This window comes from Cellulomonas sp. KRMCY2 (genome assembly GCF_000526515.1).
In the GTDB taxonomy this organism is placed as follows: Bacteria; Actinomycetota; Actinomycetes; order Actinomycetales; family Cellulomonadaceae; genus Actinotalea.
This window is the reverse complement of sequence record NZ_JAGF01000001.1, coordinates 4,213,906-4,235,870: the sequence shown is the minus strand read 5'-3', so window position 1 is coordinate 4,235,870 and position 21,965 is coordinate 4,213,906. Positions and strand designations below refer to the sequence as shown.

22 protein-coding genes are annotated in these 21,965 nt (G+C 73.3%); 13 read left to right on the top strand and 9 right to left on the bottom strand.

Annotated features, from left to right (window positions below):
- The 4 genes from K415_RS0119920 (at position 1) to K415_RS0119900 (ending at position 3,687) form a co-directional block, all read left to right on the top strand.
- A complete protein-coding gene (locus tag K415_RS0119920) occupies positions 1-1,341 on the top strand; it encodes a pitrilysin family protein (protein WP_024288783.1) in 1,341 nt (446 codons plus the stop codon).
- 19 nt (positions 1,342-1,360) lie between these two features.
- Entirely contained in the window at positions 1,361-2,287 is a 927-nt protein-coding gene (locus K415_RS23110; RefSeq protein WP_024288782.1) for an AraC family transcriptional regulator, read from the top strand.
- 117 nt (positions 2,288-2,404) lie between these two features.
- Positions 2,405-2,761, top strand: coding sequence for a VOC family protein (locus K415_RS22265; protein ID WP_024288781.1), 357 nt, complete (start codon positions 2,405-2,407; stop codon positions 2,759-2,761).
- 46 nt (positions 2,762-2,807) lie between these two features.
- Positions 2,808-3,687, top strand: a protein-coding gene (locus K415_RS0119900) for an IS5 family transposase (RefSeq protein ID WP_197024758.1) whose coding sequence is annotated in 2 segments (ribosomal slippage) — positions 2,808-3,167 and positions 3,169-3,687 — 879 coding nt in all. Because the reading frame shifts where the segments join, the coding sequence is not laid out codon by codon here.
- A gap of 41 nt (positions 3,688-3,728) precedes the next feature.
- On the opposite strand, the gene K415_RS0119895 is transcribed toward K415_RS0119900, so the two are convergent.
- Positions 3,729-4,022, bottom strand: coding sequence for a hypothetical protein (locus K415_RS0119895; protein WP_024288545.1), 294 nt, complete (start codon positions 4,020-4,022; stop codon positions 3,729-3,731).
- Between the two features lie 278 nt (positions 4,023-4,300).
- On the opposite strand from K415_RS0119895, the gene dapB reads away from it, so the two are divergent.
- From dapB to K415_RS0119880, 3 genes are all read left to right on the top strand, one after another.
- Positions 4,301-5,053: a 4-hydroxy-tetrahydrodipicolinate reductase gene (dapB, locus tag K415_RS0119890; protein WP_029664232.1), complete on the top strand. Its 753-nt coding sequence runs from the start codon at positions 4,301-4,303 to the stop codon at positions 5,051-5,053.
- A 16-nt stretch (positions 5,054-5,069) separates the two neighbouring features.
- On the top strand, positions 5,070-5,513 hold the full coding sequence (locus K415_RS0119885; RefSeq protein ID WP_024288779.1) for a hypothetical protein: 444 nt from the start codon (positions 5,070-5,072) through the stop codon (positions 5,511-5,513).
- A gap of 61 nt (positions 5,514-5,574) precedes the next feature.
- Positions 5,575-6,603, top strand: a complete 1,029-nt coding sequence (locus tag K415_RS0119880; RefSeq protein WP_024288778.1) for a S66 peptidase family protein — start codon at positions 5,575-5,577, stop codon at positions 6,601-6,603.
- Between the two features lie 75 nt (positions 6,604-6,678).
- On the opposite strand, the gene K415_RS0119875 is transcribed toward K415_RS0119880, so the two are convergent.
- Genes K415_RS0119875 through K415_RS0119860 form a run of 4 tightly spaced genes read right to left on the bottom strand, consistent with a single transcriptional unit; the run spans position 6,679 to position 9,796 of the window.
- The gene (locus K415_RS0119875) at positions 6,679-7,218 is read right to left on the bottom strand and encodes a GNAT family N-acetyltransferase (RefSeq protein ID WP_024288777.1); all 540 of its coding nucleotides are present in this window, start codon (positions 7,216-7,218) and stop codon (positions 6,679-6,681) included.
- 36 nt (positions 7,219-7,254) lie between these two features.
- Positions 7,255-7,572, bottom strand: a complete 318-nt coding sequence (locus tag K415_RS0119870; RefSeq protein WP_024288776.1) for an AzlD domain-containing protein — start codon at positions 7,570-7,572, stop codon at positions 7,255-7,257.
- Positions 7,569-8,318 (bottom strand): AzlC family ABC transporter permease, encoded by a 750-nt coding sequence (locus K415_RS0119865; protein WP_024288775.1) that lies wholly within the window; start codon positions 8,316-8,318, stop codon positions 7,569-7,571. Before K415_RS0119865 ends, K415_RS0119870 begins: the two co-directional genes overlap by 4 nt.
- Entirely contained in the window at positions 8,315-9,796 is a 1,482-nt protein-coding gene (locus K415_RS0119860; protein ID WP_024288774.1) for an NAD-dependent succinate-semialdehyde dehydrogenase, read from the bottom strand. Before K415_RS0119860 ends, K415_RS0119865 begins: the two co-directional genes overlap by 4 nt.
- A gap of 46 nt (positions 9,797-9,842) precedes the next feature.
- On the opposite strand from K415_RS0119860, the gene K415_RS0119855 reads away from it, so the two are divergent.
- From K415_RS0119855 to K415_RS0119840, 4 genes are read left to right on the top strand one after another with little or no spacing between them, the layout of a single operon-like run.
- Positions 9,843-10,649: a thymidylate synthase gene (locus K415_RS0119855; protein ID WP_029664230.1), complete on the top strand. Its 807-nt coding sequence runs from the start codon at positions 9,843-9,845 to the stop codon at positions 10,647-10,649.
- A gap of 14 nt (positions 10,650-10,663) precedes the next feature.
- Positions 10,664-11,239, top strand: coding sequence for a dihydrofolate reductase (locus K415_RS0119850; RefSeq protein ID WP_024288772.1), 576 nt, complete (start codon positions 10,664-10,666; stop codon positions 11,237-11,239).
- Between the two features lie 10 nt (positions 11,240-11,249).
- Positions 11,250-12,164, top strand: coding sequence for a 4-hydroxy-tetrahydrodipicolinate synthase (gene dapA, locus K415_RS0119845; RefSeq protein WP_024288771.1), 915 nt, complete (start codon positions 11,250-11,252; stop codon positions 12,162-12,164).
- A complete protein-coding gene (locus K415_RS0119840; RefSeq protein ID WP_024288770.1) occupies positions 12,164-13,849 on the top strand; it encodes a ribonuclease J in 1,686 nt (561 codons plus the stop codon). The genes dapA and K415_RS0119840 overlap by 1 nt, the downstream gene beginning before the upstream one ends.
- Here K415_RS0119840 and K415_RS0119835 read toward each other — a convergent pair.
- On the bottom strand, positions 13,824-14,774 hold the full coding sequence (locus K415_RS0119835) for a DMT family transporter (protein ID WP_024288769.1): 951 nt from the start codon (positions 14,772-14,774) through the stop codon (positions 13,824-13,826). The two genes, K415_RS0119840 and K415_RS0119835, sit on opposite strands and share 26 nt — an antisense overlap.
- 61 nt (positions 14,775-14,835) lie before the next feature.
- Positions 14,836-15,432: a TetR/AcrR family transcriptional regulator gene (locus K415_RS0119830; RefSeq protein WP_024288768.1), complete on the bottom strand. Its 597-nt coding sequence runs from the start codon at positions 15,430-15,432 to the stop codon at positions 14,836-14,838.
- A gap of 214 nt (positions 15,433-15,646) precedes the next feature.
- Here K415_RS0119830 and K415_RS0119825 point away from each other — a divergent pair, with 214 nt between their 5' ends.
- Together K415_RS0119825 and K415_RS0119820 are read left to right on the top strand one after the other, a co-directional pair.
- On the top strand, positions 15,647-18,271 hold the full coding sequence (locus K415_RS0119825; protein ID WP_024288767.1) for a DNA translocase FtsK: 2,625 nt from the start codon (positions 15,647-15,649) through the stop codon (positions 18,269-18,271).
- Positions 18,250-20,460 (top strand): bifunctional diguanylate cyclase/phosphodiesterase, encoded by a 2,211-nt coding sequence (locus K415_RS0119820; RefSeq protein ID WP_024288766.1) that lies wholly within the window; start codon positions 18,250-18,252, stop codon positions 20,458-20,460. The genes K415_RS0119825 and K415_RS0119820 overlap by 22 nt, the downstream gene beginning before the upstream one ends.
- 43 nt (positions 20,461-20,503) lie before the next feature.
- Here K415_RS0119820 and K415_RS24955 read toward each other — a convergent pair whose 3' ends face one another.
- Together K415_RS24955 and K415_RS24950 are read right to left on the bottom strand one after the other, a co-directional pair.
- Complete coding sequence (locus K415_RS24955; protein ID WP_255347163.1) at positions 20,504-21,265, bottom strand: CapA family protein; 762 nt, start codon at positions 21,263-21,265, stop codon at positions 20,504-20,506.
- A gap of 4 nt (positions 21,266-21,269) precedes the next feature.
- A complete protein-coding gene (locus K415_RS24950) occupies positions 21,270-21,890 on the bottom strand; it encodes a CapA family protein (RefSeq protein ID WP_255347162.1) in 621 nt (206 codons plus the stop codon).
- Positions 21,891-21,965: the final 75 nt, after the last annotated feature.

Sequence of the window (21,965 nt, the reverse complement as noted above, 5' to 3'; positions counted from 1 at the left end):
GTGCCCCTCGACCTCCCACTGAGCGGCCCGGGGCAACCGGGCAGTGACGTGACCGCCGGGCAGGACGGCGGCGCCATCGTGCGCCGTACCGTCCTGCCCGGCGGTGTTCGCGTCCTGACCGAGTCGATGCCGGGCCTCCGCTCGGCCACCGTCGGGGCATGGGTCGGCGTCGGCTCGCGCGACGAGCGCGACGGCCACCACGGCTCGACCCACTTCCTCGAGCACCTGCTCTTCAAGGGCACGTCCCGGCGCAGCGCGATGGACATCGCCGAGGCGTTCGACGCGGTCGGTGGTGAGGCCAATGCCGCGACCGGCAAGGAGCACACCTGCTACTACGCGCGGGTGCTCGACGCCGACGTGCCGATGGCGATGGACGTGATCGCGGACATGATCACCTCGGCCCGCCTGGACCCGGACGAGCTCGAGATCGAGCGCGGGGTGATCCTCGAAGAGCTCGCCATGAACGACGACGACCCGTCGGACGTCGTGCACGAGCAGTTCTCCGAGGCCGTGCTCGGTGCGCACCCCCTCGGCAGGCCGATCGGGGGCACCCCCGGCACGATCAAGGCCGTGCCACGGGACGCCGTGTGGGCGCACTACCGCGAGCACTACGGGCCCACCAGCCTCGTGGTCACGGCGGCTGGCGGGATCGACCACGACGCCCTGTGCGGACAGGTCTCGCAGGCCCTGGCCGCCGGTGGATGGGAGCTCCCGGCCGACGGTGTGCCCGGCGGTCGGCGCGACCTGGTGGCCGACGCCTCGGCAGCGGCCGGCGTCCCCACGGCCGGTACCGAGCTCATCGTGCACCGGACCACGGAGCAGGCCAACGTGATCATCGGCGGCACGGGGCTCACGGCGACGGACGAGCGCCGGTTCACCCTCTCGGTGCTCAGCGCCGTGCTGGGCGGCGGGATGTCGTCGCGGCTGTTCCAGGAGATCCGCGAGAAGCGGGGCCTGGCCTACTCGGTCTACTGCTTCGCCTCGGGTCACGCCGACACCGGGATCTTCGGCCTCTATGCGGGCTGCACCCCGGCCAAGGTCGACGAGGTGCTCGACCTGCTGAGCCAGGAGTGGGAGCGGCTGGCCTCCGACGGGATCACGGCTGCCGAGCTGCAGCGCAGCATCGGTCAGCTGTCCGGTGGCCTCGTGCTCGGCCTGGAGGACACCGGCTCACGGATGAGCCGACTCGGCAAGGCCGAGCTCGTGCACGGAGAGCTGCTCTCCCAGGGTGAGTCCCTCGAGCGCATCCGGGCGGTCACCGTCGCGGAGGTCCAGGAGCTGGCCGCCGAGCTCGCCGCGCGACCGCGATCGATCGTCAAGGTCGGTCCGTTCGGTGCCTGAGCGCTGAGATCATCGTCGGATGGCAGCCGAGAGCGGCGGGACCCGCGGGTCGGGGACGGACGAGGAGCTGGTCTACCGTCGACGTCCGCCCCCGTCGGGGTCCGAAGACCTGATCGAGCACCTGTGGGTCGTCCGGGCGCCGGCGTCGGACATCCCGCGACGTGAGGTCCTCATCCCGAACGGCCGGCCTGTGGTCGCGGTGCCGCTGGCCCGCGCGGGTGTCCGGATCGACGTCCGGACGGGCCGAGGGCGTCCGAACGACGGGTTGGTCTCGGGTGTCGCCGTCGACCCCGTCGTCCTCGTGCAGCGGGGGCCGTCGTGGTACATCGGTGCGCAGCTCACGCCGACTGCCGTGGTTCGGCTCACCGGATCCGACCCGCTCGTGGACGCGGTCGCGCCGGCCTCAGACGTCCTCGGTGTCCTGCATCTCGTGGACCGGCTCCGAGCAGCGCAGGATCCGCTCGCACTGCTCGCGACGATGATCCTGGCCCAGGCAGCGCGGACGGGCGTGGCTGTGCCGGTGGCGCGCGCCGCCGCGGTCCGCGCTGCCGTCGCCCGGGCCGACGCCGAACGGGGGATGGTCACGGCCGTCGAGCTGGCCAGGACCGCCGCTGTGGCCCCGAGCACTCTGCGTCGCTGGTTCCTGCACGATGTCGGCGTCGGACCGAAGGCGTTCCTGGCGATCATCCGGTTCTACCACTTCGTCGGCGAGCTCATCGCACCGGACCAGGTCGGCACCGTGGCCACGCTCGCGGCACTCCAGGGGTATGCCGACGCCTCGCACGCCGCACGCGAGGTCCGCAGGTTCTCGGGCCTCGCACCGGGTGACCTCCGCCGACGGCAGCACGGGATCGCCGCGCTCATGCACGCACCCGGTTCGGGCGACCACGGTGCGACGCAGCACCCGCGCGATTTGTCCGCGCCTGGGCACGGCGACCCTTCCTAGGATCGAGAGGTCAAGCATCGAGGGTTGGCGGGTGACCCCGCAGGACCACGGTCCACGCCGTCCGTCGAACGTCGAGGCCCGTCCCGGTACGCCGCCGGACCGAATCAAGGAGGCCCCATGGGAACCATCGTCCACGTCGAGATCACCGCCGAGGACCCCGCCGCGTCGGCCCGGTTCTACGCCCACGCCTTCGGCTGGGCGACCGTCGAGTCGCCGTTTGCACCCGGCTACCACCTCGCGAAGACCGGCCCGGGGCAGGGCATCGACGCCGCCCTGATGTCGCGCAGCTGGCAGGCGCAGCCCGCGATCGCCTGGATCCAGGTCGACGACCTCGATGCTGCCCGGTCGCGTGTCGTTGCCGCCGGTGGCGGGCTCGCCGGTGACGTCGACGAGATCCCCGGCCAGGGCAGGGTCTGCTACGTCACCGATCCGGAGGGGACGGTCCTGGGGATCAAGGAAGTCGCGAGGAGCTAGGGCGTGTCTCCCTAGTTGAGCGGGTCTGGGCGTTGATGCTGGTCGGGTGAGTCGTAGGCAGGAACTCAGTGAAGCCCAGTGGGAGCGGATCGCACCGCTGATGCCGCAGGTCAGGGGCCGTTCTCGACCGTTTCGGGATCACCGGCAGGTGGTCGAGGGCATCGTGTTCCGGTATCGCTGCGGGCTCGCGTGGCGGGACGTGCCCGAGCGGTTCGGGCCGTGGCAGACGCTCTGGAAGCGCCACAAGCGGTTCAGCGCGGACGGCACGTGGGACAAGATCTTCACCTCACTGCTGGCCGAGGCCGACGCTGCCGGGGACATCGACTGGGCGGTCAGCATCGACTCCACGATCAACCGTGCCCATCAGCACGCGACGACCCTGCCGCGCCTCACAGGGGGATCTGCCGAATCACACGAATCTGCGGACCGAGCCCGGTGATCATGCGATCGGGCGGTCCCGCGGCGGGTTGAGCACCAAGATCCACCACGCCGTGGACGGCAAGGGACGGCCGTTGGCGGTCCTGATCGGCCCAGGTCAAAGCGGTGACGCACCGATGTGCCTGCCCGTGCTGAACGCGATCCGGGTCCCACGCCCGGGTCCGGGTCGCCCGCGCACCCGACCCGACGCGGTCCTGGCCGACAAGGCGTACTCCTCGCGGGCGATCCGCACCGAGCTGCGCCGCCGCGGCGTCGTGGCGGTCATCCCCGAGCCACGCGACCAGCAAGGCAACCGCAAGCGCCGCGGGCGCCGCGGTGGACGACCGGTTACCTACGACCCCGTTCTCTACAAGGGCCGCAACGTCGTCGAACGCGCCTTCTGCCTGCTCAAGCAGTGGCGCGGGCTCGCCACCCGCTACGACAAGCACGCCATCAACTACCGCGGCGCCGTCATCCTGGCCGCCATCCTCACCTGGCTACGCACGTAGACGCAGAGTCACCTGACGGTGGGCAGCCGTGGTCTGCAGCATCAGTCCGACCGGGTCGTCACGGTGACGGCGCCCCCTGTGAGGGACCGGTCCAGGCAGCCCAAAACCCGGCGGACATCCTCCTCACGCGCCCCACGTGTGAAGGTGGCCGTCGCACTGGAGGCGGGCATGTCGGCGGTCATCAACGCCTCTGCGACGGAGTCGTCCTCGAAACACCCGGCCCACTCGCCCTGCGGGTAGCCGATGCCGACGACCCAGACGTCGTCCTCTCCGGCTTCCGGTATCTCCGCCGGCACCCCCGCCGCGCATCCAGCAAGGAGCGCCACCACAACCATCAGCGGGAGTCCGCCCGCAGCGGCGACCTGCCGACGTCTGGCACGCATACCTACCTCCCGCCCTCACAGCATCCATGTTGTCGAACGCCGTCCGCTTGCAGCTACGCCACGCCGCACTTGGGAGACACGTCCTAGGTCGCCTCGTCCCCGCGCAGAGCACAGCCCCGGTCCCGGCCCGATCCGGTCCAGAGGTCCGGTCCCGGCCGGAACCGCTAGGGTCGTTCACCGTGAGCGAGCAGAGTGCTGAGCAGGCCGACCGGAAGGCACCGTCGCACACGGTGGCCCCGATCCGGGTCGCCGTTCTCGGTGCGGCGGGCCGGATGGGCAGGACCGTGTGCGCCGCTGTCGAGGCTGCCGCCGATCTCGAGCTCGTCGCCCGGGTCGACGCCGGTGACGACCCTGCCCTGGCCGCAGAGTCGGGAGCCACGGTCGCCGTCGACTTCACCGTCCCGTCCGCGACCGAGGCGAACGTGCACGCGCTGATCGACGCGGGTGTGCACGCCGTCGTCGGCACCACCGGCTGGGACGACGCCGCGCTGCGCCGGGTGCGCGTCCACCTGGACGGGGCGCCGTTCGTCGGCGTGCTGATCGCGCCCAACTTCGCCATCAGCGCCGTCCTGGCGATGGTCTTCGCGGCCAAGGCCGCCCCGTGGTTCGAGTCGGCGGAGGTCGTCGAGCTGCACCACCCGGACAAGGTCGACGCGCCGAGCGGGACGGCCCGCCACACCGCGACCGGGATCGCCGCCGCGCGACGCGCGGCGGGTCTCGGCCCGATGCCCGACGCGACCGCACAGCAGCTCGACGGGGCACGGGGGGCCGACATCGACGGCGTCCGGGTGCACGCCGTGCGGCTTCGCGGCCTGGTGGCGCACGAGGAGATCCTGCTCGGCAACGCCGGTGAGCTGCTGACCCTCCGGACCGACTCCTTCGACCGGGTCTCCTTCATGCCCGGGGTCCTGCACGCCGTCCGGCAGGTCGGTCGCCGGCCGGGCCTCACGGTCGGCCTCGAGCACTACCTCGACCTCGGCTGACCGGGCGGATCCTGCGATGCGACGCTCACTGCTCGGTGCCCTCGCCCTGACCGGCCTGCTGCTCGTCTACCTCGTGGCGGTGGCCGGCCGCGGTCTCGCGCTGGTGCGGACCGGCGAGCCGATCGGCGTCGCCCTCGGAGCCGCCGTCCTGATCCTGCCGCTCCTCGGCCTCTGGCTGATCGCCGCCGAGTGGCACCTCGCGGTCACGGTGCAGCGGATGGCCGACCGGCTCGCCGCGGACGGCGCCCTCCCGGTCGACGACCTGCCCCGCACCCCGGCCGGCCGGGTCGACCGCGCCGCCGCCGACGACGCCTTCACGCTCGCCCGGGCCGGCGTCGATGCCGAGCCGGGGGACTGGGCCGCCTGGTTCCGGCTGGGCTTCGCCTACGACGCCGCTCGCGACCGGCGTCGGGCCCGTGCGGCCCTGCGTGCGGCGGCACGCCTGTACCGCTCGGCCTGACCGTCGCCGGACACGCGGTCGGCCGTGGCGCCGCCAGGACTGTGCCTGCCACGATGACGCCATGACGATCCGGTACCCCGCCCCGCTGCGCCCTGGCGACCGGATCGGCGTCACCGCACCGTCGGCCGGGGTCGCCGCCGATCTGCGTCCGCGGCTGGACGTCTGCCTCGAGCACCTGCGGCGCCGCGGCTACGAGGTCGTCGGGACCTGCATGGACGGCACCGGGGTCGTCAGCGCGCCGGCACGGGAGCGCGCCGAGGAGCTGACCGCGATGCTGACCGACCCGCGGATCGCCGCTGTCGTACCGCCGTGGGGCGGCGAGCTGGCGGTCGAGGTCCTGCCGTACCTCGACCTCGCGGCGTTGCGCGCTGCGAAGCCGACGTGGCTCGTCGGCTACTCGGACATCTCGACGCTGCTGCTGCCGCTGACAACGCTGACCGGGACGGCGACGCTGCACGGTCAGAACCTCATGGACACCCCCTACCGTGTGCCGACGCCGCAGCTGTCCTGGCTCGACGTGGCAGCCGCGCCGGCCGGCTCGAGCCTCACGCAGGGGCCGTCGTCGCGTCACCGGGCACAGGGCTTCGACCGGTGGGAGGACGATCCGGAGATCGCCGCGTACACCCTGGACACCCCGGGGAGCTGGTGCCCGCTCGATCCCGGAGCGGGTGACCTGCAGGTCTCGGGCCGGCTTGTCGGTGGGTGCCTCGAGACGGTGTCGATGCTGGCGGGGACACCCTTCGGGGACCTGGGGGCGTTCGCGAGCGAGCACGCGCCCGAGGGCCTGATCGTCTACCTGGAGGCTGCGGAGGCGGGCGCACTGACGGTGGCCCGCGACCTGTGGCGGCTGCGTCTGGCCGGTTGGTTCGACCACGCGACGGCGGTGCTCGTCGGCCGGACGCGCGCGCCGGACGACGGCGGGTTCACGCAGCGCGACGCGGTCCGCAGCGCCCTGGGCGACCTGGACGTCCCGGTGGTGCTCGACGTCGACTGCGGGCACGTCCCGCCGCACCTCGCCCTGGTGAACGGGGCGCTCGCCGACCTGACCGTCGGGACGTCGGGCGCCGAGCTCCTCCAGCACCTGCGCTGAGGGACGGCGCTGCGCTGAGGGCCGAAGCCGCGTTGAGGGCCGGCCCTGCGCTGCGGGTCGGTGTCGGTCCGCCGGTCAGATCTCGGCGACCCAGCGCCGCTCGGTGACCGGCCGCGTCCGGTCGTCCGGCCCCGCGCCGACCCCGAGCTCGCGCTGGGCACCGTCGGGGCCGAGCCCGGCCCCGCCCAGGAACTGCTCGCGGGCGTCGTCGCCGTCGAGCACCCACGTCTGCACGTGCCGCGCGCCGGACTCGCGGGCCAGGTCGACGCATGCGGCCAGCAGACGCGAGCCGTGCCCGCCACGCTGGTGGTCCGGGTCGACCTCGAGCGCGGCGATCTCCACGCCGTCCTCGACCGGCAGGGCGGCGGCGAAGCCGACGACGCGGGCGCCGTCGCACGCGACGAGGACGTGGTGCGCCGGTGACGGCGGAGCGGTGATCGCGCGCGCCCACTGCTCCCGCACGGCCGCCACGTCCAGGTGTTCGAGCAGCTCCGCCCCGAGCAGGGTGGCGTGGGCCGAGCGCCACGCCCTCAGCTGCACCCGGGCGATCGCCGCGTCGTCCGGTGCGATCGACGGGCGCACCGAGACGTCTGCCTGCTCACGGAAGAGTGCCACCGGCGCAGGTTATCAAGGCGGTGGTCGACAGCGGCCTCACGTCAGCGCCCGGACCACCGCGGCGACCACGGCGGCGAGCACCACGACGACGATGAACGGTGCCCGCAGGGCGAGCGCGAGGGCCGCGCACGCCAGCGCGACGAGCCGGGCGTCGACCACCACCCGGCCGTCGCTGGTGAAGGTCTGCACCGCGACGAGGGCGCCGAGGAGGGCGACCGTGACGAGGCTCGCGATGCGGGCGACCCTGGGCTGCGCGAGCCAGTGCTCCGGCACCCGGTGGCCGACGAGCTTGATGGCGAAGCAGAGCAGGGAGGCGGCGACGACGGCCACCCAGGTGGCGAGGTAGCCGCTCATCGGACCACCCGTTCCGGGTCGCGGCTCAGCCGGGGCCCGGGTCCGCGCCAGCCCGCGGCCACCGCGACCGCTGCGGCTGCCAGGACCGGTACCCCGGCCGGCGCGACCGGCGTCAGCAGCAGGGCCACGACGACGGCGCCCGCCGCGACGAGCTGGGCCGTGCGGCTCGCCAGGCGGGGCCAGAGCAGTCCGAGGAACGCGGCCGCTGCCGCGGCGTCCAGTCCCCAGCGGGTCGGGTCGCCGAGAGCGTCGCCCACGACAGCACCGGCGACGGTGAACACGTTCCACAGTGCGAAGACGCCGAGCCCGGTCCACCAGAAGCCGGTCTGTGCCGCTGCCCGGTCCGGCTGGGCGGTCGCCACGGCCATCGACTCGTCGATGGTGAGCTGGGCGGCCGCCCACCCTCGTGGGCCGCGGCCACCGACCAGCGGGGCGAGCGCAGCGCCGTAGAGGGCGTTGCGGGCGCCGAGCAGCCCCGCGGTCGCCACGGCGGCCCCCGCGCCTCCGCCGGCGCCGAGCACACCGATGAAGGCGAACTGCGAGCCACCGGTGAACATCAGCAGGCTCAGCGCCATCGTCTGCCACAGGTCGAGTCCTGCGGTGACGGACAGCGCACCGAAGGAGATCCCGTACACGCCGGTCGCGGCCGAGACCGACAGGGCCTGCCGCACGGCGACGGCGCGGCCGACTGGCGGCTCGTGCTCCGCGGGGCCGGGAGCCGGCGGGCGGTCGTCGGGGTCGGTCACAGGGCGACGTAGATGCTCTCGAGGTACTCCTCGATCCCGGCCTCCCCGCCCTCGCGGCCGAGCCCGGACGACTTGACGCCGCCGAAGGGCGCGCTCGCGTCCGAGATCATGCCGCGGTTGACGCCCAGCATCCCGGACTCGATGCGCTCGGCGACCCGGAAGACCCGCCCGACGTCCCGGGTGTAGGCGTAGGCGACCAGGCCGAACTCGGTGCTGTTGGCCAGGTCGAGCGCCTCGTCCTCGGTGCCGAACGTGACGATCGGGGCCACCGGGCCGAAGATCTCCTCGCGGACGGCCCGGGCCGCGGGGTCGACGCCGGTCAGGACTGTCGGGTTGTAGAAGGAGCCGCGCCCGGCCGGCCGGTCCCCGCCGATCGCCACGCGGGCGCCGCCGTCGACCGCCTCGGCCACGACCTCGGCCACCCGGTCGACGGCACGGGACTCGATCAGGGGCCCGACGGTCGTCCCCGGTGCCGAGCCCGGGCCGACCACCAGGTCGCCGAAGGCCGCAGCGAGGCCCTGCGCGAACTCGTCGGCGACGGACTCGTGCACGAGGAACCGGTTCGCCGCGACGCAGGTCTGTCCGGCGTTGCGCATCTTGGCCGCGACGGCGCCCTGGACGGCGGCCGGGATGTCGGCGTCGTCGAACACCAGGAACGGTGCGTTGCCGCCCAGCTCCATCGAGGTCCGCAGGACGCCCTGGGCGGCACCGCGCAGCAGCACCCGGCCGACCTCCGTCGATCCGGTGAAGGAGAGCTTGCGCAGCCTCGGGTCGGCGAGCAGGGGCTCGGTCAGGGCGCCGGAGGACGACGTCGGCACGACGTTGATGACCCCGGCCGGCAGGCCGCGGGCGGCGAGCTCGCTGCGCACGACCTCGGCGAACAGTGCGGTGGTCAGCGGGGTGAGACCGGCCGGCTTGACCACGACGGTGCAGCCCGCCGCCAGCGCGGGTGCGATCTTCCGGGTCGCCATCGCCAGCGGGAAGTTCCACGGTGTGATGAGCAGCGCAGGTCCGACGCCGCGCTGCAGCACGAGCTGCCGGTTCGTGCCGGCGGGCGCGGTGCGGACCAGCCCGTTGATCCGGACCGCCTGCTCGGAGTACCACCGGACGTACTCGGCGCCGTAGGTCACCTCGGCCCGTGACTCGGCGAGCGGCTTGCCGCCCTCGGCGGTGATCAGGGCCGCGAAGTCGTCGATCCGGGCGACGACCTGCTCGAAGACCGCCCGCAGCAGCTCCGCGCGGTCGCGGGGTGCGACGGCGCGCCAGGCCGGCAGGGCCTCGTCCGCTGCGGCCAGGGCGGCGAGACCGTCGGCCGGCGTCGCGTCCGCCACGTCGAAGAGCTCTGCGCCGGTGGCCGGGTCGTGCACGGCGAACGTGCCGCCGCCGGTCGCCCGGCGCCAGTGACCGCCGATCAGCAGGCCGGTCGGCAGGTGCGCGGCGAGGGTCGCAGGAACCGGCGATGGGTGCGTCGTTGCCATGCGTCAGTATGAACCCAGGCCGGGCCCTGGCCTCTACGATGGCGCCATGTCGGGACCGGTGAGCACCCAGTACGAGGACCTCCTGCGCCGTGTGCTCGAGGAGGGCGTCGCCAAGGCGGATCGCACCGGGACGGGGACCCGCAGCGTCTTCGGTCACCAGATGCGCTTCGACCTGAGCGCGGGCTTCCCGCTGGTCACGACCAAGCGGGTGCACCTGAGGTCGATCGCCTACGAGCTCCTGTGGTTCCTCCGAGGTGAGTCGAACGTCGCCTGGCTGCAGGAGCACGGCGTCACGATCTGGGACGAGTGGGCCGACGCCGACGGCGAGCTCGGCCCGGTCTACGGCGTGCAGTGGCGTTCCTGGCCGACGCCGGACGGCGGGCACGTCGACCAGATCGCCCAGCTCGTCGAGGGCATCGCGCGGGACCCCGACTCGCGCCGGCACATCGTCTCGGCCTGGAACGTCGCGCAGATCCCCGCGATGGCCCTCGCTCCGTGCCACGCGTTCTTCCAGTTCTACGTCGCCGACGGACGGCTGTCCTGCCAGCTGTACCAGCGCAGCGCCGACCTGTTCCTCGGTGTCCCGTTCAACATCGCCTCCTATGCGCTGCTCACCCACATGGTCGCCCAGCAGACCGGCCTCGAGGCGGGCGACTTCATCTGGACCGGCGGCGACTGCCACATCTACGACAACCACACCGAGCAGGTCCGCGAGCAGCTGAGCCGCGAGCCGTACCCGTTCCCCGAGCTGCGCCTGCGCCCGGCTGCCTCGATCTTCGACTACACCTATGAGGACCTCGAGGTGGTCGGGTACCAGCACCACCCGGCCATCAAGGCGCCGATCGCCGTCTGAGGAGCGCTGCACCCATGAGCATCTCGCTGGTGTACGCCCAGTCGGCCGATCGGTGCATCGGTGTCGACGGCGCCCTGCCCTGGCACGTCCCGGAGGACATGGCCCACTTCCGTGAGCTGACCAACGGCTTCCCGGTGGTCATGGGCCGCACGACCTGGGACTCGCTGCCGGAGCGGTTCCGTCCGCTGCCCGGACGGCACAACATCGTGCTCAGCCGTCGGGCCGGCCTCGTCCTGGCCGGTGCCGACGTCGTGCCCGACGTCGCCTCGGCTCTCGCGCTGGTGGCCGGCCGCGACGCCTGGGTGATCGGCGGGGCGCAGGTGTTCGACGCCTTCGTCCCGGCGGCCGACCGGCTCGAGCTCACCGAGATCGACGTCGTCGTCGGTGCCGGCACGCCCGCGCCGCTGCTCGATCCCGGCTGGGTGCTGGTGGCCCGAGACCCGCAGGAGGGCTGGGCGACGTCGACGACGGGACTGCGGTACCGCTTCCTGAGCCTTCGCAGGGAGCCCGGTGGCGACCTCGTCGACGATCCCGCGACCGGCCGCGTCGGCGGTCGGACGCGTCGGCGCGACGACCCCGCCGAGCGGTAGTTTGTCGGCCATGCCGCTCACGACGTCCGCTCGTCCGTTCGGGTCCCTGCTCACCGCGATGGTCACGCCGATGGCCGCCGACGGCTCGGTCGATGTCGCTGCCGCGGCGCGGCTCGCCACGCACCTGGTGGACCATGGTCACGACGGCATCGTGCTGAACGGGACGACGGGGGAGGCGCCGACCACCCACGCACCGGAGAAGTCCGACGTGATCCGCGCCGTGGTCGAGGCGGTCGGCGACCGTGCGGTGGTGCTGGCCGGTGCCGGCTCGAACGACACGCTGCACGCGGTACGGATGGCCGAGCAGGCGGCCGAGGCCGGCGCCCAGGGACTGCTCGTGGTCTCGCCGTACTACTCGCGGCCCTCGCAGGAGGGCATCTACCAGCACACGGTCGCCGTCGCCGATGCGACCGAGCTGCCGGTGATGCTCTACGACGTCCCCGGACGCACGGTCGTGCGGTACTCGCTGGACACCCTCGAGCGGCTCGCGGGCCACCAGCGGATCGTGGCGGTCAAGGACGCGACGGGTGACGCGCAGGGCGCGCTGCGTGCCATCGAGCGCACCGGCCTCGCCTACTACGCGGGGGACGACGGGCAGCTGCTGCCGTTCCTCTCGGTGGGCGCCGTCGGTCTGGTGAGCATGGCGGGGCACCTGGTCGGCAACCAGCTCGCCGCGGTGATCAGGGCGTTCGACGCGGGGGACACGGCGGGCGCCCGCGCGACGTTCCTGTCCGTGCTGCCGGTGATCGACCTGATCTGCGGCAGCGGGAACGGCGCCCTGCGGTCGAAGCTGACGCTCGCCCTGCTCGGGCTCATCCCCGGGGCGACGATGCGCCTGCCGCACGCCGCCGCGGACGACCGCGAGGTCGCCGAGGTCCGCGCGGCGCTCGTGGCGGTCGGGCTGCTGGCGCCGACGGAGGCCTGATGTCGCACCCGCACCCCGATCTCGAGCTGCCGCCGGAGCTCGCCCCCGGCACGCTGCGGATCGTCGCGCTCGGCGGCCTCGGCGAGATCGGCCGCAACATGGCAGTGCTCGAGCACGAGGGCCGGCTGCTGATCATCGACTGCGGGGTGCTCTTCCCGGAGGACCACCAGCCCGGCGTCGACCTGATCCTGCCGGACTTCGACTACATCGCCGACCGACTGGACGACGTCGACGCCCTGATCCTGACGCACGGTCACGAGGACCACATCGGCGCGGTCCCCTACCTGCTGCGGATGCGGCCGGACATCCCGCTGATCGGTTCGCTGCTGACGCTCGCCTTCGTGGAGGCCAAGCTCAAGGAGCACCGGATCACCCCGCTGAGCCTCGTCGTCGAGGCGGGGCAGATCGAACGGTTCGGCACGTTCGAGTGCGAGTTCGTCGCGGTGAACCACTCGATCCCCGACGCGCTGGCGGTCGCTGTCCGCACCCCGGCCGGGACCGTGCTGCACACCGGCGACTTCAAGATGGACCAGCTCCCGCTGGACGGCCGGGTCACCGACCTGCGGGCCTTCGCGCGGCTCGGCGAGGCGGGCGTCGACCTGTTCATGGTCGACTCGACGAACGCCGAGGTCCCGGGCTTCACGACGCACGAGCGTGAGATCGGCCCGGTGCTCGACGGGATCTTCGCCAACGCCGAGCAGCGGGTGATCGTCGCGTCGTTCGCGTCGCACGTGCACCGGGTCCAACAGGTGCTCGACGCGGCCCATGCGCACGGTCGGCGGGTCGCGCTCGTCGGCCGGTCCATGGTCCGCAACATGACGATCGCCGCGGAGCTCGGCTACCTCACGGTGCCCGACGACGTCCTGGTCGACGCCCGCGCCGTCGACGCCCTGCCGGCGCACGAGGTCGTGCTGATGTGCACCGGCTCGCAGGGTGAGCCGATGGCTGCCCTGTCGCGGATGGCCAACCTCGACCACCGGGTGCGGGTCGGACGAGGTGACACGGTCGTGCTCGCCTCCTCGCTGATCCCCGGCAACGAGAACGCGGTGTTCCGGGTGATCAACGGTCTGATGCGCCTCGGTGCGACGGTCGTCCACCAGGGCAATGCGCGCGTGCACGTCTCGGGGCATGCCAGCGCGGGCGAGCTCATGTACTGCTACAACATCCTGCGACCGCGCAACGTGATGCCGGTGCACGGCGAGGTGCGGCACCTGGTGGCCAACGCAGCGATCGCGGTCCGGACCGGCATCCCGGCGGACCGCGTGATCGTGGCCGAGGACGGGGTCGTCGTCGACCTGGCTCACGGCGTGGCGCGGGTCGTCGGTGCCGTTCCGTGCGGGTACGTCTACGTCGACGGCTCCAGCGTCGGGACGATCACCGACGCCGAGCTCAAGGACCGCCGCATCCTCGGTGAGGAGGGGTTCATCTCGATCTTCGTCGTGGTGGACTCGGCGACCGGCAAGGTGATCGCCGGCCCGCAGATCCACGCGCGTGGTTTCGCCGAGGACGACGCCGTCTTCGAGTCGATCCAGCCCGAGCTGGTCGCCGCGCTCGAGGACGCGGCGATGGGTGGGAACGTCGACACCTACCAGCTGCAGCAGATCGTGCGCCGCCTGGTCGGTCGGTGGGTCTCCGGTCGGCTGCGGCGCCGACCGATGATCATCCCGGTCGTCGTCGAGGCCTGAACGTCGGGCTCCGGGCGGGCACGGGTGCCCGCCCGCCGGGAGCGCCCGCCCCGAGCGCCGGCTCCGCGACGCGCGTCGTCGGCAGGGACGCCGCGGCGGACCCGCCGACGATCAGCAGGGTCGCGACAGCGACGCCCAGTCCCAGCGGCTCCTGCAGCACCGCGGCGCCCAGGGTCACCGCCACGACCGGGTTGAGGTACGCGACAAGGGTCGAGCGGGGTCCGCCGACCTCGGAGATGAGCCGGAAGAAGAGCACGAAGGCCAACGCCGTGCAGACCAGGCCCAGCGTGGCGAGGGCGGCGACCGCGGCCGGGCTGACCGTCGGAGCCGGCCCGGAGAACGCGACGACCGGCCCGTAGACCAGGGCCGCGACGCCGAGGCAGGCCGTCGTCAGGACGGACGCCGGGACTCCCTGCAGGGCGCGCTCGGCCACGACCGGAGCGATCGCGTAGCCCAGCGCGCCGAGGAGCACCTCGATCACGGCCCACGCGTGGCCGTCGGTCAGGCCCGGTCCGGTGAGGACAGCCACACCGCCGAGCCCGATCAGGAGTCCTGCCCAGCGCACCGCACGGACCGGTTGCCGGTCACCGACGAGGCGCCCCACCAGCACGGCGAGGACGGGTACGGTCGCGACCAGCAACCCGGTCGTGGAGCTCGCGATCGTCTGCTCGGCGTCGGAGAAGAGCAGCCACGGGCCGACGATCTCGAGCCCGGCGAACAGCAGGACGGCGGGCCATCGACCGCGCAGGGCCGCGAACCCCGCCCCGCGCAGGGCGAACGGCAGGAGAACGGCCGCGCCGATCGCCGTGCGTGCCAGGACGACCGTCGCGGGCGAGACCTCGGCCACGGCGACCTTGATCAGGAGGTACGGGATGCCCCAGATGACGCCGAGCGCGGCGAGCAGCAGCCATCCTCTGCGGGTCACGGCCCTCACCTCCTCGTGCCGAGCCTCGCACCGCCGTCCGACACGGACCACGGTGCGGCCATCAGGCCGTGCCGGCCGTGCCGAGGGCGCGCGCGTAACGTTCCGCGCGGTCTGCGTCGTCACCCGGGACCAGTCCGCCGAGCTCGAGCCCGACCAGCCCGTGCACGAGGGCCCACAGCACCAGCGCCTGTTCGAGCGCGTCGGCGTCGGCCTCGCTCCGGTCGAGTCCTGCGTCGACCAGGACGCGCAGCACGGCGTCACGCAGCACGGTGAACGTCGGTCGGGCGATCGCCGGGGTGTCGTCGTCCCCCCGGGCGTCGGTGCCTGAGACCTCGAACATGACGCGGTAGAGGTGCGGGTCGCCGACGGCGCTCGCGCGGTACGCGGCACCGAGGGCGAGGAGGTCAGCCCGTGGGTCGCCGGTCCGGGGCACCGCGCCGAGGTGCGCGGCGAACCGCCGGAACGCCTCGTCGCCGACGGCCGCGACGAGGGCGTCGCGGCTGCCGAACAGGGCGTAGACGGCCGAGGTCGACGTACCGGCCCGGTGTGCGACGTCGCGCACGGTGAGCCCGGCCGCTCCGGACACCGAGATGACCTGGGAGGCGATCTCGAGCAGGCGGGCGCCGAGGGCGTCGTCGTGCAGGCGAGGGCGGGGCACGCCATCATCCTAGGGTTGACGAAGGTTTACGGACAGTGTTCTGTAACGCTGTTCACGCTGCGAACCGGGGCCGGACCGCTCGTCGGGGGGTGACCGGGTGGAGCTCGGAACGGGTGGCCGCCCGGCTGGTTCACCGCTGCCGACGGCTGCACCGGACGACACGGGCAGGTCGCGCCTGCGCGGACACGCCGGAGAGCACAGGTACGTTGGCAGCATGGCGACCCGCACGTCCGCTCCCCGGTCAGCCGCGACGGGGCGCAACGCGTCCGCACGCTCCGCGGCCCCGCGGGGCGGCGGCTCCTCGCGCCCGGGCAACCGGTCGTCGAGCAGCAAGGCACCGGCGCCCCGTTCGCTGCCCGCGCGGCTGGTCCGTGGTGCGTGGATGGGCGGCGCCCACCTGGTCGGCGGGACGGCCCGCCGGATCGGGCGCGGGGCGCGTGACCTCGACCCTGCCCACCGCCGGGACGGCCTTGCCTTCACCCTGGTCGGCCTCGCGGTCGTGGTCGCCGCACGTGAGTGGTGGGCGCTGTCCGGCTCCGCCGGCGAGGTCATCCACGCCGTCGTCGCCGGGACGTTCGGCGTCGTCGGCCTCGCCGTGCCGCTGTTCCTGCTCGCCGCAGCGTTCCGCCTGATGCGCCACCCCGACCGTGTCCAGGCGAACGGGCGGATGGGTATCGGCCTGAGCGCGATCGTCGCCACCGTGTGCGGGCTCGTGCACATCGCCGACGACCTCCCGTCGCCGAGCGACGGCTTCGGGCCGGTCCGCGCGGCCGGCGGTGTGGTCGGCTACCTGATCGGCACCCCCCTGGAGACCCTCGTCACGGCCTGGGTCGCCGTCCCGCTCCTGGTGCTGCTCGGCATCTTCGGCGTGCTCGTCCTCACCGCGACCCCGGTGCACATGGTCGGCCAGCGACTGCGCGCCGGGTACCTGTGGCTCACCGGCGGCCGGCACGCCGAACCGGAGGAGCCGAGCATCGCCGACCGGCCGACCCTCGCGCAGGAGCAGGAGACGGCCGGACACCGCGTCGGCCGCGGGCGCCTGGGCCTCGGCCGCAAGCGGGCGGCCGACAGCGGGACGGTGCCCGCCATCGGCGCCCTCGCCGGGGACGAGGCGTTCGAGGCAGCAGCCCTGACCGAGGCCGTCGCGCACGACCCGGGTGCCGTCGTCGTCGACGGGGCCGACGCGCTCGGCCTGACCGACGACGTCGCCACGACCGTCCTGCCGGCCGCCGGCAAGGAGCTCACCGCACCGCGCACGTCCGGCGTACCGCGGGGTGAGCAGCCGATGCTCGGCGGTGAGGTGATCTACACGCTGCCGCCCGAGGAGGTCCTCGCCAAGGGGATGCCTCACAAGGTGCGGTCGGCCGCGAACGACCGTGTCGTGGAGGCGCTGACCAGCGTGCTCGAGAGCTTCGAGGTCGACGCCCAGGTCACCGGCTTCAGCCGAGGTCCGACGGTCACCCGTTACGAGGTCGAGCTCGGCCCAGGGATCAAGGTCGAGCGGGTCACCGCGCTGAGCCGCAACATCTCCTACGCGGTCGCCAGCGCCGACGTCCGGATCCTCTCGCCGATCCCGGGCAAGTCGGCGATCGGGATCGAGATCCCGAACGCGGACCGCGAGACGGTCTCGCTCGGTGACGTGCTGCGCTCGTCGGCGGCCCGGCGCAGCGAGCACCCGATGATGATCGGGGTCGGCAAGGACGTCGAGGGCGGCTACGTCGTGGCCAACCTCGCCAAGATGCCGCACCTGCTCGTCGCCGGTGCGACCGGCGCGGGCAAGTCGAGCTTCGTGAACTCGATGATCGCCTCGATCCTGATGCGCGCGACGCCGGACGAGGTCCGGATGATCCTGGTGGACCCCAAGCGGGTCGAGCTGACGGTCTACGAAGGCATCCCGCACCTGATCACCCCGATCATCACCAACCCGAAGAAGGCTGCCGAGGCCCTCGAGTGGGTCGTCCGTGAGATGGAGTCGCGCTACGACGACCTCGCGATGTTCGGCTACAAGCACATCGACGACTTCAACGCAGGCGTCCGTTCCGGCAAGGTCAAGCCGCTGCCCGGCAGCGAGCGCAAGATCGCGCCGTACCCGTACCTGCTGGTCATCGTCGACGAGCTGGCCGACCTGATGATGGTCGCGCCCCGCGACGTCGAGGCGTCGATCCAGCGGATCACCCAGCTCGCGCGGGCCGCCGGCATCCACCTCGTGCTGGCGACCCAGCGTCCGAGCGTCGACGTCGTCACCGGGCTGATCAAGGCGAACGTGCCGTCCCGGCTCGCCTTCGCGACGTCCTCCCTGACCGACTCGCGCGTCGTGCTCGACCAGCCAGGTGCCGAGAAGCTGATCGGTCAGGGTGACGCGCTCTTCCTGCCGATGGGTGCCGCCAAGCCGATGCGCGTGCAGGGTGCGTGGGTCACCGAGAGCGAGATCCACGCCGTCGTCGCGCACGTCAAGACGCAGCTCAAGCCGAACTACCGCGACGACGTCGCCGTGGTCGCCACGCGCAAGCAGGTCGACGAGGACATCGGCGACGACCTCGACCTGCTCCTGCAGGCAGCGGAGCTCGTCGTGACGACCCAGTTCGGCTCGACGTCGATGCTGCAGCGCAAGCTGCGCGTCGGCTTCGCCAAGGCCGGACGGCTGATGGACCTGCTCGAGTCGCGCGAGATCGTCGGTCCGTCCGAGGGGTCGAAGGCACGCGACGTGCTCGTCGCGCCCGACGACCTGGCCGGGACGCTCGCCATGCTGCGCGGTGACCCGGAGCCGGACGTCTTCGACCAGGCAGAGGGCGACGACGACGACTCCGACGGTGAGCGATGGGCTCGACAGGGGGACTGACCGGCGCCGCGAACCTGGCCATCGCTGCGGCGGTCCTCCTCCTGGTGGTCCTGGTCGTCGTGGGGCTCCGGCTGCGGTCCGCGAGCCGCGTGCTGGCCGAGCAGCACGGGGCGTCGGTCGCGCTGGCGCGGCGGCTCGCCGGGGTGATGGCTGCCGGCCGCGACGGCATCGTGCTGCACTCGAACGCCGGTCGGGTCATCGCGGTCAACGACGCCGCGGCCAGGGTGCTCGACGCCGCGCCGAACGACCTCGTCGGCCGCGCGATCGACGAGCTGCCGGTGCGGTGGGTCAACGACGCCGGAGAGCAGGTCCAGTCGGCGGCCGTGTTCGCCCGGCGGCACGCGGTGCCCGACGAGCGGATGGTCGACGGACCCGTGCTCGTCCCGTTCGTGGTCGGGGCAGCGCCGGCCACCGGTGCGCCGGTGCGCTGGGTCCAGGTGAGCACCCGCCCGGTCCCGACCGCCGACGGCGGTCACGAGCTGCTGACGGCGTTGGCCGACGTCACCGGGCCACGCGAGATCCGCGCGGCCCTTGCCCGCTCGGAGAAGCAGTTCCAGGCGGCGATGGAGAACGCCCCGATCGGCATGGTGCTCGCCGACCCGCAGTGGCGCATCGAGCAGGCCAACGCGGCGTTCGCCGAGCTCCTCGGCGCAGAGCCGGCCACCCTGATCGGCCGGGACATGTCGGCCCTGTCCCACCCGCAGGACCGCGCCGCCGAGCGGGCACACATCCAGCGGCTGCTGGCCGGCGAGGGCCACCGGTTCACCCTCGAGAAGCAGTACCGCCGGGCGGACGGGCAGGCTGTGTGGGCCGTGCTCGACGTCGTGCTCGTGCGGACGCCTGACGGCGTGCCGGACCACTTCGTGGCCCAGGTGCGCGACATCACCGAGTCGCGCATGCAGTCCGAGATGCTGTCCCACCGGGCGATGCACGACCCGCTGACCGGTCTGGCCAACCGGGCGATGATGCAGGAGGCGCTGCAGGCCGCGCTCGAGCAGCCCGACGCCGCCGGCCGGGTGGCGGTCCTGGTGATCGACCTCGACGAGTTCAAGCAGATCAACGACCGGTACGGGCACCCCGCCGGCGACGAGGTGCTCGTGCACGTCGCGGGCGTGCTGCGCGCCGCCACGGCCGGGCGCGGTCTGGCAACCCGGCTCGGTGGTGACGAGTTCGTCGTGATCGTCCAGGACAACGACGCCGGCCGGGTCGTCTTCGAGGTCGCTTCGGGGATCCACAACGGCCTGCGCGACCCGGTACGCACCCAGCGGCGCCGCCTGCCGGTGCGGGCGAGCATCGGCATCGCCGTCGCCGAGCACACCCTGCTCGCCGGTGGGGCGATGGGCGTGCTGGCGGCCGCCGACGCCGCCCTGTACCGGGCCAAGGCGGCGGGTCGTGGCCGGACGGAGGTCTACGAGCCGTCCATGTCGACGACCGCAGCGACGCGGCTCGGGGCGGCGGCCGAGCTCGGCAGGGCGATCGACGCCGGCCAGCTCGTGCTGCACTACCAGCCGATCGTCGACCTGGCCACCGGTGACGTCGTGGGCCACGAGGCACTGGTCCGGTGGCAGCACCCGGAGCGCGGCCTGCTCCTGCCGGGCTCCTTCCTGCCGACGGCGGAGGAGACCGGCCTCGGCGTGGCGCTCGGAGCCGACGTCGTGACCCAGGCGGCCGCGTACCTGGCCCGCAACGAGGCGAGCGGGCACTGGGTCTCGGTCAACGTCTCGGCGGACCAGCTCGGCGACGGCGAGTTCGTGGCCCGCCTCCTGTCGGAGGTCGCGCGCTGCCGGCTCGCCCCGGGCCGACTCGTCGTCGAGCTCACGGAGGCGAGTCTTGTCGCGTCGGGCACCCGCATCCGGCACGAGCTCATGGAGCTGCGCGCTGCCGGTGTGCCGGTGCTCCTGGACGACTTCGGCACGGGCGTCTCGCCCCTGTCGTACCTGCGTGACCTCCCGGTCAACGGGGTCAAGCTCGACATGTCCTTCACAGCGGGGATCCCCGACGACCCGGCGGCGGCGCGGGTGAGCCGGGCCCTCGGTGCGCTCGCCAGGGAGATGGAGATGATCACGATCGCCGAGGGGATCGAGATGCCGGAGCAGGCCGAGTTCCTGCGCCGGTGCGGCTGGCGCTACGGGCAGGGTTGGCTGTTCGGTGCGGGGGAGTCGGAGCCCGTGGCGGGGTTGAGCCTGTAGCAGGGTCCCGACGCGTGGGCCGCCGGTACCTGGGCCGGGGTGCTCAGCCCGCGGGTGGGGCCGACGGCGCGTCGGGTGCGACGGGAACGTCCGGCACGTCCGGCACGGCCGGGTCGGCCGGCGCCGGCCGGGCGACGACGATCGGTGCCGGTCCGGTCGGTTGTGGTGGGCCGAGCCGCTCAGGCGCCTCGACGCCGACAGCCTCGACGACCCGCGCCTGACGAGCGACCAGGTCCGCGGGTGTCAGTGTCCCGGCGCCCTGCCCCGCTGCCACGGCCGGGGTCAACGGCTGCACGAGGTGACCGCCGTGTCGATCGACGGTCACGGACGTCCACTCGACACCCGTGACGGTCGCCGGACCGTCGATCGGCTTGCGGAAGGTTGCGGTCATCAGGAGTCCGGAGTCGGTGCGCGCGACGCAGCAGGCGGCGTCCTGGTTGGAGATGAGGTTCCCGAGGCCGTACGCCACCCACATGCCCTCGCCGCGCGGGCCGCCGGCGATCTTGCTGATCGGCTGCGGGACGTGGGCGTGGTGCCCGATCACCAGATCGATGACGCCGGACGCGGCGAGCTCGGCAGCGACCCGCACCTGGTCCTCGGTGGCCTCGGAGACGTACTCGACGCAGCAGTGGATGCTCGCCACCACGATGTCGGCACCTGCCGCGCGAGCAGCGATCGCCTGCTGGACGAGCGCGGCCGTGTCGATGAGCGTCACCGACCACGGCGCGTCCGCCGGGACCGGCAGACCGTTCGTGCCGTACGTCGCGGCGATGTGCGCGACCCGGATCGTCTGCTCCTGTCGCACCAGCTCATACACCTGCGGGGGCTGCGGCCTCCTCGGCCGTGCGCGCGGTGCCGACATGACCGAGCCCCGCGGCATCCAGGGCGTCGAGGGTGGTGACCACGCCGGCCAGCCCGCGGTCGACGCTGTGGTTCGACGCCGTGGAGCAGCCGTCCCAGCCGTTGGCGGCCAGCGACGCGGTGATCTCGACCGGCGCACCGAACATCGGGTAGCCCGACGTCGGCGTCCCCGGCGGCGCGATGGGCACCTCGAGGTGGCACAACGCGAGGTCGGCGCCGGCGACCCACGGCTGGATCGGGGCGAGCAGCGGAGCGAAGTCGTACCCGTCCGCCGTCCGGGCGGAGCCGATCACCGGCTCGTGCAGCAGGACGTCGCCGGCTGCGACGAGGGTGAAGACGGCGTCCGGCGGCCGGGTGGGTGTCGGTGTCGGGGTGGGCGTCGGGCTGCGCGTCGGCTCGGCCGCGGCCGGTCGTGGCTCCCCGGCGGGCTGGTCGCTGTGGCCGGCGGCCAGCGGCAGGCCGGCGAACGCTGCGGCACCTGCCGCCCCGGCCACGAGCAGCGTGACGACGACCGCGAGCGCCCGGCCGAGGGCCGGTCGCGGTGCGTCCGACCGGGAGTGGCGCGTCACGAGACGCGACATTACCCCGCCCAGCGGGCCCGGCCGGTGGGCCGTCCGGCGCCGCGGCGTGCCACCCGGGTCTCG